Genomic DNA, 13095 nt, shown 5'->3' with positions numbered 1-13095 from the left:
AATAAGAGAGATGACAATGACATCGTTACGACACACAGCTTTGGGTCTGGCACTGGGTCTGGCTTTTGCGACGAACGCAATGGCTGTGACGACCATTCCGTTCTGGCATTCCATGGAAGGGGAGTTGGGTAAAGAGGTTGACTCCCTGGCGCAGCGTTTCAACGACTCCCATCCGGATTACAAAATTGTGCCGGTGTACAAAGGTAACTACGAGCAGAGCCTGAGCGCGGGCATTGCCGCCTTCCGTACCGGTAATGCGCCTGCCATTTTGCAGGTGTACGAAGTAGGCACCGCGACCATGATGGCCTCCAAAGCCATCAAACCGGTCTACGAAGTGTTCAAAGAGGCGGGGATCAACTTCGACGAATCCCAGTTTGTGCCGACCGTAGCGGGTTACTACACCGATTCTAAAACCGGCCATCTGCTGTCTCAGCCGTTTAACAGCTCGACGCCGGTGCTGTACTACAACAAAGACGCCTTTAAGAAAGCCGGTTTAGACCCGGAGCAGCCGCCAAAAACCTGGCAGGATCTGGCGGAGTACACCGCGAAGCTGAAAGCGGCGGGGATGAAGTGCGGCTACGCCAGCGGCTGGCAGGGCTGGATCCAGATTGAAAACTTCAGCGCCTGGCACGGCCTGCCGGTAGCCACCAAAAACAACGGTTTCGATGGCACCGACGCGGTACTGGAGTTCAACAAGCCAGAGCAGGTGAAGCACATCGCGCTGCTGGAAGAGTTGAACAAGAAGGGGGATTTCAGCTACTTCGGACGTAAAGACGAATCCACCGAGAAGTTCTACAACGGTGACTGCGCCATTACCACCGCCTCGTCCGGCTCGCTGGCGGATATCCGTCACTATGCCAAATTCAACTACGGCGTGGGCATGATGCCGTACGACGCAGACGTGAAAGGCGCGCCACAGAACGCCATCATCGGCGGAGCAAGCCTGTGGGTGATGCAGGGTAAAGACGCCGGCACCTACAAAGGAGTGGCCGAGTTCCTCGACTTCCTGGCGAAACCTGAAAACGCGGCCGAATGGCACCAGAAAACCGGCTACCTGCCGATCACCAAAGCTGCCTATGACCTGACCCGCGAGCAGGGCTTCTACAGCAAGAATCCGGGTGCGGATATCGCGACGCGTCAGATGCTGAACAAGCCGCCGTTGCCGTTCACCAAAGGCCTGCGTCTGGGCAACATGCCGCAGATCCGCACCATTGTCGACGAAGAGCTGGAAAGCGTCTGGACCGGCAAGAAAACGCCACAGCAGGCGCTGGATTCAGCGGTAGAGCGCGGGAATCAGCTGCTGCGCCGCTTTGAGCAGTCCACCAAATCGTAAAAAAATGCCCGGTAGCGCTGCGCTTACCGGGCCTACGACGTGCCATATGTAGGCCGGGTAAGGCGTAGCCGCCACCCGGCACTGTTCAGGAACCAAATCTCAATGTCATCATCCCGTCCGGTGTTTCGTTCCCGCTGGCTGCCGTATCTGCTGGTCGCGCCTCAGCTGGTCATCACCGTTATCTTCTTTATCTGGCCTGCGGGCGAAGCGCTCTGGTACTCGGTGCAAAGCGTTGATCCTTTTGGACTCTCCAGCCAGTTTGTTGGCCTGGACAACTTCACCGCGCTGTTCCACGACAGCTACTACCTGGATTCTTTCTGGACGACGATCAAATTCAGCGCGCTGGTCACCGTGAGCGGCCTTGTTGCCTCGCTGTTCTTCGCCGCGCTGGTGGATTACGTGGTGCGTGGCAGCCGTCTGTATCAGACCCTGATGCTGCTGCCCTACGCCGTAGCACCAGCGGTCGCCGCCGTGCTGTGGATCTTCCTGTTTAACCCCGGACGCGGGTTAATAACCCATTTTCTGGCGGAATTCGGATACGACTGGAACCACGCCCAGAACAGCGGCCAGGCGATGTTCCTGGTGGTGTTCGCCTCGGTGTGGAAGCAAATCAGCTACAACTTCCTGTTCTTCTTTGCCGCGCTACAGTCCATTCCGCGTTCGCTGGTGGAAGCCGCCGCCATTGACGGCGCAGGCCCGATCCGCCGTTTCTTCAGGCTGTCGCTGCCGCTGATTGCCCCGGTGAGTTTCTTCCTGCTGGTGGTGAACCTGGTGTATGCCTTTTTCGACACCTTCCCGGTCATCGACGCGGCCACCGCCGGTGGCCCGGTGCAGGCCACGACGACGCTGATTTATAAAATCTACCGCGAAGGGTTTGCCGGGCTGGATCTCTCGGCCTCCGCCGCGCAGTCCGTCGTGCTGATGTTCCTTGTCATCATCCTCACGGTGGTGCAGTTCCGCTATGTCGAAAGTAAGGTGCGCTACCAATGATTGAGAACCGTCGCGGGCTGACGATTTTCAGCCATACCATGCTGATTCTGGGGATTATCGTCATCCTCTTTCCGCTGTACGTGGCGTTTGTCGCCGCCACGCTGGACACCAAAGCGGTGTTCGACACGCCGATGACGCTGATCCCAGGCACGCATCTTTTTGAGAACATGAAAACCATCTGGACCCAGGGCGTGGGGGCCAACAGCGCGCCGTTCTGGCTGATGATGCTCAACAGCTTCATCATGGCGTTTGGCATCACTGTCGGCAAAATCACGGTGTCGATGCTTTCGGCCTTCGCCATCGTCTGGTTCCGCTTTCCGCTGCGTAACCTCTTCTTCTGGATGATTTTTATCACCCTGATGCTGCCGGTGGAGGTGCGTATCTTCCCGACGGTGGAGGTGATCGCCAACCTGAAGATGCTCGACAGCTACGCGGGCTTAACCCTGCCGCTGATGGCGTCTGCGACTGCCACCTTCCTGTTCCGCCAGTTCTTTATGACGCTGCCGGACGAGCTGATTGAAGCCGCGCGCATTGACGGCGCCTCACCGATGCGCTTTTTCCGCGACATCGTGCTGCCGCTGTCGAAAACCAACCTCGCGGCGCTGTTTGTGATCACCTTTATCTACGGCTGGAACCAGTACCTGTGGCCGCTGCTGATTATTCAGGACGTCAACCTCGGCACCGCCGTGGCGGGCATCAAGGGCATGATCGCCACCGGCGAAGGCACCACCCTCTGGAACCAGGTGATGGCGGCGATGCTGCTCACCCTTATCCCCCCGGTCGTTATCGTTTTAGCCATGCAGCGTGCGTTTGTGCGTGGTTTAGTGGACAGTGAGAAATAAGATGGCAGGTTTAAAACTTCAGGCAGTGACCAAAAGCTGGGATGGCAAAACCCAGGTGATTCAGCCGCTCACCCTCGACGTGGCGGACGGGGAGTTCATCGTGATGGTCGGCCCGTCCGGTTGCGGCAAATCCACGCTGCTGCGCATGGTGGCCGGGCTTGAGCGCGTCTCCTCCGGCGATATCTGGATTGACCGCCAGCGCGTGACCGAGATGGAGCCCAAAGATCGCGGCATCGCGATGGTGTTCCAGAACTACGCCCTCTATCCGCACATGAGCGTGGAAGAGAACATGGCCTGGGGGCTGAAAATCCGCGGCATGGGCAAGGGGCATATCGAGGAGCGGGTGAAAGAGGCGGCGCGCATTCTGGAGCTGGATGGCCTGCTTAAGCGCCGTCCGCGCGAGCTCTCCGGCGGCCAGCGCCAGCGCGTGGCAATGGGGCGTGCCATCGTGCGCGATCCGGCGGTGTTCCTGTTCGATGAACCGCTCTCTAACCTCGACGCCAAGCTGCGCGTGCAGATGCGTCTGGAGCTGCAGCAACTGCATCGCCGTCTTAAAACCACCTCCCTGTACGTGACGCACGATCAGGTCGAAGCCATGACCCTTGCCCAGCGGGTGATGGTGATGAACAAAGGCGTTGCCGAGCAGATTGGCACGCCGGTGGAGGTGTACGAAAAACCGGCCAGCCGTTTTGTGGCGAGCTTTATCGGCAGCCCGGCAATGAACCTGCTGGAAGGGCGGATCAGCAGCGCGGGCACCCACTTTGAGCTGGAAAGCGGGATGGCATTGCCCATCAACTGGTACTATCGTGGCTACGCCGGGCGTAAGATGACGCTCGGTATTCGCCCGGAGCATATTGGTTTAACCTCTCAGGCGGACGGCGGCGTGCCGCTGGTGATGGAGACGCTGGAGATGTTGGGTGCAGATAACCTGGCGCACGGACGCTGGGGCGAGCAAAAAATGGTGGTGCGTCTGCCGCATCAGGAACGCCCGAAAGCAGGCAGCACGCTGTGGCTGCACCTGCCGGAAAATCACCTGCACTTATTTGACGGTGAAACAGGACAACGAGTATGAGCAACTGGCCTTATCCCCACATCGTCGCCCACCGTGGCGGCGGTAAACTGGCGCCGGAAAATACCCTGGCTGCAATTGATGTTGGCGCACGCTACGGCCACACGATGATTGAGTTCGACGCCAAGCTGTCGAAAGACGGCGAAATTTTCCTGCTGCATGATGACAATCTCGAACGCACCAGCAACGGCTGGGGCGTGGCGGGGGAACTGCCGTGGCGCGATCTGCTGAAGGTGGATGCCGGAAGCTGGTTCAGCGGCGAGTACAAAGGCGAACCGCTGCCGCTGCTGGCGGAAGTGGCCGACCGTTGTCGTCAACACGGGATGATGGCCAACATCGAAATCAAACCGACGACCGGTACCGGGCCGCTCACGGGCAACGTGATTGCGCTGGCCGCGCGCGAGCTGTGGGAAGGCATGACGCCACCGCTGCTGTCGTCATTTGAAATTGATGCCCTTGAAGCGGCACAGGCTGCGGTGCCGGAGCTGCCGCGCGGGCTGCTGCTGGACGAGTGGCGCGAGGACTGGCGTGAGCTGACCACCCGCTTAGCGTGCGTGTCGATCCATCTCAATCATAAGCTGCTGGATGAGGCGAGGGTTAAGATGCTGAAAGCGGCAGGGCTGCATATTCTGGTGTATACCGTCAACAAACCCCAGCGTGCGGCTGAGCTGCTGCGCTGGGGTGTGGACAGCATCTGTACCGATGCGATTGACCTGATCGGTCCGGACTTTAGTTCTGCGGATTAAGCATACTGCCATTCGACTGCGACGGCAGCATATGCTGCTGTCCGCTGCCTGACGAACTCATCCCTCCCAGCATCCCGCCGTTTTTATTCGGCAGCGGTTGCTCGCGCATCTGCCCCTGCTGCACGCGCTGGGTGTTAGTGTTCATCTGATTTTGCAGGCTCTGCTGCTGCATTCGGGTCTGCGTGTTCAACTGCTGGTTTAGCATTCCTTTTTGCTGTTGCTGCTGACTCATCATCTCCGTCTGCATACGCTGCTGGCTCGGAATGACATAGCCCGGCTGGTTAGGGTTATTCATCGTATTGAGTGGCTGTGCAAGTGCGGCAAACGGGAGCAACGCCGTAAGGATCAGGAAGCGTTTCATGATCATCTCCTTCTTTGAGGTTTCTCTTAAGTTTACCCCGAATTCACCATGACGATGATTTTTTAGGAGTTGTGAACCAGGCTTAAGCGGGGAATATGGCTCCCTTCACCTGGAGAACAATAATGATGAAACCAACCCTTTTGCGCTGGGTCGCCATCGCTGCGCTGATGGCAGGCGGTACATTTAGCGTGGCGGCTAACCCGCCTGCGGCTCCTCCGGTCTCTTATGGCGTGGAGGAAGATGTGTTTCATCCCGTGCGGGCCACGCACGGGATGGTGGCCTCGGTGGATGCGCTGGCAACGAAAGTGGGCGTCGATATTCTCAAACAGGGCGGTAATGCGGTGGATGCCGCGGTGGCGGTCGGCTATGCGCTGGCGGTAACACACCCGCAGGCGGGGAATCTGGGCGGCGGCGGCTTTATGATGCTGCGCACCAAAGACGGGAAGACGACGGCTATCGACTTCCGCGAAATGGCGCCAGCTCAGGCCTCCCGCGATATGTTCCTTGACGATCAGGGCAATCCGGACAGTAAAAAATCGCTGACCTCGCACCTTGCGTCCGGCACGCCGGGCACCGTCGCAGGCTTCTCGCTGGCGCTGGAAAAATACGGCACGATGCCGCTGAACAAAGTGGTCCAGCCTGCCATTAAGCTGGCACGCGACGGCTTTGTGGTGAACGACGCCCTGGCCGATGACCTTAAAACCTACGGCAGCGAAGTCATTCCGAACCATGAAAACAGTAAGGCGATCTTCTGGAAAGACGGAGAGCCGCTGAAGAAGGGCGATAAGCTGGTGCAGAAGAACCTTGCCAAAAGCCTGGAGCTGATTGCGGAGCATGGCCCGGACGCCTTCTACAAAGGGGCGATTGCCGACCAGATTGCCGAAGAGATGCAAAAGAACGGCGGGCTCATTACCAAAGCGGATCTGGCAGAGTATAAGGCGGTGGAGCGCGAGCCAATTAGCGGCACCTACCGTGGCTATGAGGTCTTCTCCATGCCGCCACCGTCCTCCGGCGGGATCCACATCGTGCAGATCCTCAATATTCTGGAAAACTTCGATATGCACAAGTTTGGCTTCGGCAGTGCCGATGCCATGCAGGTGATGGCCGAGGCGGAAAAACGCGCCTATGCCGACCGCTCGGAATACCTTGGCGACCCGGACTTTGTGAAGGTGCCGTGGCAGGCGCTGACCAACAAAGCGTATGCCAAATCCATTGCCGATCAGATCGACATCAATAAGGCTAAGCCGTCGAGCGAGATCCGCCCCGGCAAGCTGGCACCGTATGAAAGTAACCAGACCACCCACTTCTCGGTGGTGGATAAAGACGGTAACGCGGTGGCGGTTACCTATACGCTCAATACCACCTTTGGAACCGGGATTGTGGCGGGCAACAGCGGCATTCTGCTGAACAACGAGATGGATGACTTCTCTGCCAAACCGGGCGTACCGAACGTCTACGGGCTGGTCGGTGGGGATGCCAACGCGGTGGGGCCGAAGAAACGTCCGCTGTCGTCGATGTCACCAACCATTGTGGTGAAAGACGGCAAAACCTGGCTGGTAACCGGCAGCCCCGGCGGCAGCCGAATTATCACCACCGTGCTGCAGATGGTGGTGAACAGTATCGATTTTGGTATGAACGTGGCGGAGGCGACCAACGCCCCACGCTTCCATCATCAGTGGCTGCCGGATGAACTGCGCGTCGAGAAGGGCTTTAGCCCGGACACCCTCAAACTACTGGAGCAGCGCGGACAGAAGGTAGCGGTGAAAGAGGCGATGGGCAGCACCCAGAGCATTATGGTGGGGCCGGACGGGGCGCTGTTTGGCGCGTCAGACCCGCGGTCGGTGGATGATTTAACGGCGGGGTATTAATCTGTTGTGTAATTCCCTCTCCCGGTGGGAGAGGGTTAGGGTGAGGGCAACAAACTACTTCATTCGCGCCATATAATACGCATCCACATACTCGCCGTTGCGCAGGGCATAACGCTTGCCTGTGCCTTCAATCTCAAATCCGTGTTTTTTGTACACCGCAATCGCCGGCTCGTTATCGACAAACACCGTCAGCTCAATGCGGTCAACGCGCAGCCAGTTATCGCACATATCAATCATGGTGCGCATCAGTGCGCTGGCAACGCCCCGGTTTTGCCACTGCGCGCCTACACAGATCCCAAAATCAGCCACATGGCTGCGGCGCGGGCGTTGCGCAACGGCGATGCACAGGTGTCCGGCAACGGTGCCGTCGATACATGCGACCAGCTGTTTAATGCCCGGCTGGTCGGATAGCCGCTCTTGCCACATCTGCTCAGAGGGATGAGGAACCTGTAGCGTGTTGTGGTACACCTCCGGCTGGGCGTGGATCTGACGAATGGCGTCATAATCTTTCGGTTCCGCATGGCGTATCACTATCTCACTCATTCCTTATTCCTCAGTCAGTTAAACATCCTTTCCAACATCAGTGACTTTGAAATTTGAGTCAACCGCTATTTTTTGCAAAAAGTATTGGACAAGTGCGAATGAGAATGATTATTATTGCTCTGCATTCAGGAAGACCACTACGGGAACCTGAAAGCACGACATTGCTCACATTGCTTCCAGTATTACTTTAGCCAGCTTTTAGCTGGCTTTTTTTTGTCCATTTTCGCCCTCTCCCCGTGGGAGAGGGCTGGGGTGAGGGCAAAACATGCGCTATGGTAAAACCCAGTAACCTTCCAAAAGGACTGAGCTATGACCTTACATTGCGCATTTATTGGATTTGGTAAAAGTACGACCCGCTATCACCTTCCGTATGTTCTCAACCGTAAAGACAGCTGGCATGTGGCGCATATCTACCGCCGCAGCGCGAAGCCGGAAGAGCAGTCTCCGCAGTATTCCCATATTCATTTCACCAGCGATCTCAATGAAGTACTGGGCGACCCGCAGATTACACTGGTCATCGTCTGTACCCATGCCGACAGCCATTTCGACTATGCGAAACGCGCGCTCGAGGCGGGTAAAAACGTGCTGGTAGAAAAACCCTTCACCCCGACCATCGCTGAAGCGAAAACCCTCTTCGCACTGGCGAAAAGCAAAGGGCTGACCGTCACGCCGTATCAGAACCGTCGCTTCGACAGCTGCTTCCTGACGGCGAAAAAGGCGATTGAGAGCGGCAAGCTTGGCGACATCGTCGAAATGGAAAGCCATTTTGACTATTACCGCCCAGTGGCGGAGACCAAACCCGGCCTGCCGCAGGACGGTTCCTTCTACGGTCTTGGCGTCCATACCATGGACCAAATCATCTCCCTGTTTGGCCGCCCGGACCACGTGGCGTATGACATTCGCAGCCTGCGTAATAAAGCCAACCCGGACGATACTTTTGAAGCGCAGCTGTTCTACGGCGACCTGAAAGCCATCGTTAAAACCAGCCATCTGGTGAAAATCGACTACCCGAAATTTATCGTTCACGGCACGAAAGGTTCGTTTATCAAGTACGGTATCGATCAGCAGGAGACCAGCCTGAAGGCCAATATCATGCCGGGTGAAGCGGGCTTTGCGGCGGATGATTCGGTTGGCGTACTGGAGTATGTGAACGCAGAAGGTGTGACGGTCAGAGAAGAGCTGACGCCTGAAACCGGCGACTATGGTCGCGTCTACGACGCGCTGCATGCAACCCTGACCCGCGGCGTGGCGAATTACGTCAAGGAATCTGACGTTCTGACCAACCTCGAAATCCTCGAACGGGCCTTCGAACAGGCTTCTCCTGCCACGGTAACCCTTGCGAAATAAGCAAAAATGGCTCCTCTACACTTGTTCATAATTTTTGAACAGAGGAGTCAATTTTCACCCTCTATGATCCCAGGCTGTTTGCGTCCACACTTACTCCATCGAAACGAACTGAGGGTGAAAACAATGATCTACTTACGCAAAGCAAACGAACGTGGTCACGCGAATCATGGCTGGCTGGACTCATGGCATTCATTCTCGTTTGCCGACTACTACGACCCGAACTTCATGGGCTTCTCCGCACTGCGCGTGATTAACGATGACGTGATTGATGCAGGCCAGGGCTTTGGTACCCACCCGCATAAAGACATGGAAATCCTGACCTATGTGCTGGAAGGGGCGGTTGAGCACCAGGACAGCATGGGCAACAAAGAGCAGGTTCCGGCGGGCGAGTTCCAGATCATGAGTGCGGGTACCGGTGTTCGTCACTCGGAGTACAACCCGAGCAAAACGGAAAAACTGCACCTGTATCAAATCTGGATCATTCCAGAAGAAACCGGCATCACGCCGCGCTACGAGCAGCGCCGCTTCGACGCCAAACAGGGCAAACAGCTGGTGCTCTCCCCGGATGCGCGTGAAGGTTCGCTGAAAGTGCATCAGGATATGGAACTGTACCGCTGGGCGCTGGCGAAAGACGAACAGTCTGTACACCAGATCGCCGCGAACCGCCGCGTCTGGATCCAGGTGGTGAAAGGTGAAGTGTCCATCAACGGCACCAAAGCGACAACGGCGGATGGTCTGGCCATCTGGGATGAGCAAGCGCTCTCCGTGCATGCCGACAGCGAAAGTGAAATTCTGCTGTTTGATCTGCCACCGGTGTAATAAATCATAAATAAATGCCCATCCTTCCCTTTGACAGGGGAAGGATGGGCTTTGTCCGTGATAAACTGAGCAAATCTCTCTCTTCAAGATTTCTCAGGACGATGAAAAAGAAACGCCCCGTACTTCAGGATGTCGCCGATCGTGTTGGTGTGACCAAAATGACGGTCAGCCGTTTTTTACGTAACCCGGAACAGGTTTCCGTAGCGTTGCGTGGCAAGATTGCCGCTGCTCTCGATGAACTGGGTTATATCCCCAACCGCGCACCCGATATTCTTTCTAATGCCACCAGTCGTGCGGTGGGCGTCCTCCTGCCTTCTTTAACTAACCAGGTCTTTGCCGAAGTGTTGCGCGGTATTGAAAGCGTCACGGATGCGTTTGGTTACCAGACCATGCTGGCACACTACGGCTACAAACCGGAACTGGAAGAAGAACGTCTTGAATCGATGCTTTCCTGGAACATCGATGGCCTGATTTTAACTGAACGTACTCACACCCCCCGTACGCTGAAGATGATCGAAGTGGCCGGGATACCGGTGGTGGAACTGATGGACAGCCAGTCGCCGTGCCTTGATATTGCCGTGGGTTTTGACAACTTCGAAGCGGCGCGGCAGATGACGGCGGCGATCATCGCGCGCGGTCATCGTCATATCGCCTACCTGGGTGCGCGTCTTGATGAACGTACTATCATCAAACAGAAGGGATACGAGCAGGCGATGCTTGACGCAAATTTAACCCCGTACAGCGTGATGGTGGAGCAGTCCTCTTCCTATACGTCGGGTATTGAGCTGATGCGGCAGGCACGGCGCGAGTATCCACAACTGGACGGTATTTTCTGTACCAACGATGACCTTGCGGTCGGTGCAGCGTTCGAATGCCAGCGTCTGGGGCTGAAGATCCCCGATGATATGGCGATAGCCGGTTTCCACGGCCATGACATCGGCCAGGTGATGGAGCCGCGTCTGGCGAGCGTCCTGACACCGCGTGAACGCATGGGTCGCATTGGCGCAGAACGCCTGCTGGCGCGCATTCGCGGTGAAGCGGTTACGCCAAAAATGTTAGATTTAGGTTTCACCTTGTCACCGGGTGGATCTATTTAATCCGACAAATTTGAAGTAGCTCACACTTATTCACATCGCGCACGTTTGGATATTGCTTCTCTTTTGCCCCGGCAGGACAATGTTACCGATAACTGTTACCCGTAACAATTGACTGAGGGACACCCTTTGAGCACGACTAATCATGATCACCACGTTTACGTCCTGATGGGCGTTTCCGGTAGCGGTAAATCTGCCGTGGCAAGCGAAGTGGCGCATCAACTTAATGCGGCGTTTCTTGATGGCGACTTCCTCCATCCGCGCAGCAACATCATGAAGATGGCCTCCGGCGAGCCGCTGAACGACGACGACCGTAAACCGTGGTTACAGGCGCTGAACGATGCCGCGTTTGCCATGCAGCGCACCAATAAAGTTTCCCTGATCGTCTGCTCTGCGCTGAAAAAAACCTACCGCGATCTGCTGCGTGACGGCAACCCGAACCTCTCTTTCATCTACCTGAAAGGCGATTTCGACGTCATCGAAAGCCGTCTCAATGCGCGCAAAGGCCACTTCTTCAAAACCCAGATGCTGGTCACACAGTTCGAAGCGCTGCAGGAGCCAGGTGAAGATGAAAAAGACGTCTTAGTGGTTGATATCGATCAGTCACTGGAGGGTGTTGTTGCCAGCACCATCGAGGTCATTAATAAAAGGCAGTAAGTTTTGAGTACATTAACGCTAGTTTTGACAGCAGTGGGTTCGGTATTGCTGCTGCTGTTTTTAGTGATGAAAGCGCGTATGCATGCTTTTGTTGCTTTGATGGTGGTTTCTATTGGTGCAGGTCTCTTTTCCGGTATGCCGCTCGACAAGATCGCTGCGACGATGGAAAAAGGGATGGGGGGCACACTGGGCTTCCTGGCTATTGTGGTCGCGCTGGGCGCGATGTTTGGCAAGATCCTGCATGAGACGGGCGCGGTCGACCAGATTGCCGTCAAGATGCTGAAATCGTTTGGTCACAGTCGTGCACACTATGCGATTGGGCTGGCCGGTCTGATCTGCGCGCTGCCGTTGTTCTTTGAAGTGGCCGTGGTGTTGCTGATTAGCGTGGCGTTCTCCATGGCGCGCCATACCGGTACTAACCTTGTGAAGCTGGTTATTCCGCTGTTTGCGGGTGTGGCCGCGGCGGCGGCGTTTCTGCTGCCGGGGCCTGCGCCGATGCTGCTGGCTTCCCAGATGCACGCCGACTTTGGCTGGATGATCCTGATTGGCCTGTGCGCGGCAATCCCGGGAATGATTATCGCCGGTCCGCTGTGGGGCAACTTCATCAGCCGCTACGTTGAACTGCATATTCCTGATGATATTACCGAGCCGCACCTGGGCGAAGGTAAAATGCCGTCCTTCGGCTTCAGCCTGTCTCTGATCCTGCTGCCGCTGGTGCTGGTGGGTTTGAAAACCATTGCCGCGCGCTTTGTACCGGTGGGCTCTACCGCGTACGAATGGTTCGAATTTATCGGTCACCCGTTCACGGCAATTCTGGTGGCGTGTCTGGTGGCGATTTATGGCCTGGCGATGCGTCAGGGGATGCCGAAAGACCGCGTGATGGAAATCTGCGGTGCTGCGCTGCAGCCAGCGGGCATTATCCTGCTGGTGATCGGTGCGGGTGGCGTGTTCAAGCAGGTGCTGGTGGATTCAGGCGTCGGTCCGGCGCTGGGTGAAGCGCTGACCGGAATGGGACTGCCCATCGCGGTCACCTGCTTTGTGCTGGCGGCGGCGGTGCGTATCATTCAGGGCTCCGCGACCGTTGCCTGTTTAACGGCTGTTGGCCTGGTGATGCCGGTGATTGAACAGCTGAACTATTCCGGTGCGCAGATGGCGGCGCTGTCTATCTGTATCGCGGGTGGTTCGATTGTGGTGTCGCACGTGAACGATGCGGGCTTCTGGCTGTTCGGTAAATTTACCGGTGCGACCGAAGCGCAAACCCTGAAAACCTGGACGCTGATGGAAACTATCCTCGGCACTACGGGTGCGATTGTCGGGATGATTGCGTTTACGCTGCTGAGCTAACCCCGGTTTTCTCCCTCTCCCTGTGGGAGAGGGTTGGGGTGAGGGCATCAGGCCGCAGAGATATTATTTTGTCGGGTGGCGG

Annotated in this window: 13 protein-coding genes; 11 read left to right on the top strand and 2 right to left on the bottom strand. The window is 56.7% G+C overall.

Features of this window, described 5'->3' with window-relative positions:
• Window positions 1–16 precede the first annotated feature (16 nt).
• The 5 genes from ugpB to ugpQ all read left to right on the top strand — a co-directional run bounded on the left by ugpB (window position 17) and on the right by ugpQ (window position 4980).
• Window positions 17–1333 (top strand): sn-glycerol-3-phosphate ABC transporter substrate-binding protein UgpB, encoded by a 1317-nt coding sequence (gene ugpB, locus AK59_RS0119765; protein ID WP_029883603.1) that lies wholly within the window; start codon window positions 17–19, stop codon window positions 1331–1333.
• A 102-nt stretch (window positions 1334–1435) separates the two neighbouring features.
• Window positions 1436–2323, top strand: a complete 888-nt coding sequence (gene ugpA, locus AK59_RS0119760; RefSeq protein ID WP_013099126.1) for a sn-glycerol-3-phosphate ABC transporter permease UgpA — start codon at window positions 1436–1438, stop codon at window positions 2321–2323.
• A complete protein-coding gene (gene ugpE / locus AK59_RS0119755; protein ID WP_013099125.1) occupies window positions 2320–3165 on the top strand; it encodes a sn-glycerol-3-phosphate ABC transporter permease UgpE in 846 nt (281 codons plus the stop codon). The genes ugpA and ugpE overlap by 4 nt, the downstream gene beginning before the upstream one ends.
• A 1-nt stretch (window position 3166) precedes the next feature.
• Window positions 3167–4237, top strand: coding sequence for a sn-glycerol-3-phosphate import ATP-binding protein UgpC (locus AK59_RS0119750; RefSeq protein ID WP_029883602.1), 1071 nt, complete (start codon window positions 3167–3169; stop codon window positions 4235–4237).
• Window positions 4234–4980, top strand: coding sequence for a glycerophosphodiester phosphodiesterase (gene ugpQ, locus AK59_RS0119745; RefSeq protein ID WP_013099123.1), 747 nt, complete (start codon window positions 4234–4236; stop codon window positions 4978–4980). The genes AK59_RS0119750 and ugpQ overlap by 4 nt, the downstream gene beginning before the upstream one ends.
• On the opposite strand, the gene AK59_RS0119740 is transcribed toward ugpQ, so the two are convergent.
• Window positions 4964–5341 (bottom strand): DUF2756 family protein, encoded by a 378-nt coding sequence (locus AK59_RS0119740; protein ID WP_013099122.1) that lies wholly within the window; start codon window positions 5339–5341, stop codon window positions 4964–4966. The two genes, ugpQ and AK59_RS0119740, sit on opposite strands and share 17 nt — an antisense overlap.
• Before the next feature lie 122 nt (window positions 5342–5463).
• Here AK59_RS0119740 and ggt point away from each other — a divergent pair, with 122 nt between their 5' ends.
• Window positions 5464–7209 carry a gamma-glutamyltransferase gene (ggt, locus tag AK59_RS0119735; protein ID WP_013099121.1) on the top strand — a complete coding sequence of 582 codons (1746 nt, stop codon included), beginning with the start codon at window positions 5464–5466 and terminating at the stop codon, window positions 7207–7209.
• Between the two features lie 54 nt (window positions 7210–7263).
• On the opposite strand, the gene yhhY is transcribed toward ggt, so the two are convergent.
• Window positions 7264–7752 carry an N-acetyltransferase gene (gene yhhY, locus AK59_RS0119730; RefSeq protein ID WP_013099120.1) on the bottom strand — a complete coding sequence of 163 codons (489 nt, stop codon included), beginning with the start codon at window positions 7750–7752 and terminating at the stop codon, window positions 7264–7266.
• Between the two features lie 309 nt (window positions 7753–8061).
• Between yhhY and AK59_RS0119725 the strand changes: the two genes are divergently transcribed.
• From AK59_RS0119725 to gntU, 5 genes are all read left to right on the top strand, one after another.
• Complete coding sequence (locus AK59_RS0119725) at window positions 8062–9099, top strand: oxidoreductase (protein ID WP_029883600.1); 1038 nt, start codon at window positions 8062–8064, stop codon at window positions 9097–9099.
• Between the two features lie 123 nt (window positions 9100–9222).
• Window positions 9223–9918, top strand: coding sequence for a pirin family protein (locus AK59_RS0119720; protein WP_000639796.1), 696 nt, complete (start codon window positions 9223–9225; stop codon window positions 9916–9918).
• A gap of 101 nt (window positions 9919–10019) precedes the next feature.
• Window positions 10020–11015, top strand: a complete 996-nt coding sequence (gene gntR / locus AK59_RS0119715) for a gluconate operon transcriptional repressor GntR (RefSeq protein WP_014833579.1) — start codon at window positions 10020–10022, stop codon at window positions 11013–11015.
• A gap of 126 nt (window positions 11016–11141) precedes the next feature.
• A complete protein-coding gene (gene gntK / locus AK59_RS0119710) occupies window positions 11142–11669 on the top strand; it encodes a gluconokinase (RefSeq protein WP_029883599.1) in 528 nt (175 codons plus the stop codon).
• A gap of 3 nt (window positions 11670–11672) precedes the next feature.
• A complete protein-coding gene (gene gntU / locus AK59_RS0119705) occupies window positions 11673–13013 on the top strand; it encodes a gluconate transporter (protein WP_014833577.1) in 1341 nt (446 codons plus the stop codon).
• Window positions 13014–13095: the final 82 nt, after the last annotated feature.

It is taken from the genome of Enterobacter sp. T1-1 (assembly GCF_000710795.1).
Lineage (GTDB): Bacteria > Pseudomonadota > Gammaproteobacteria > Enterobacterales > Enterobacteriaceae > Enterobacter > Enterobacter cloacae.
This window is presented reverse-complemented; position numbering and strand designations above follow the sequence as displayed.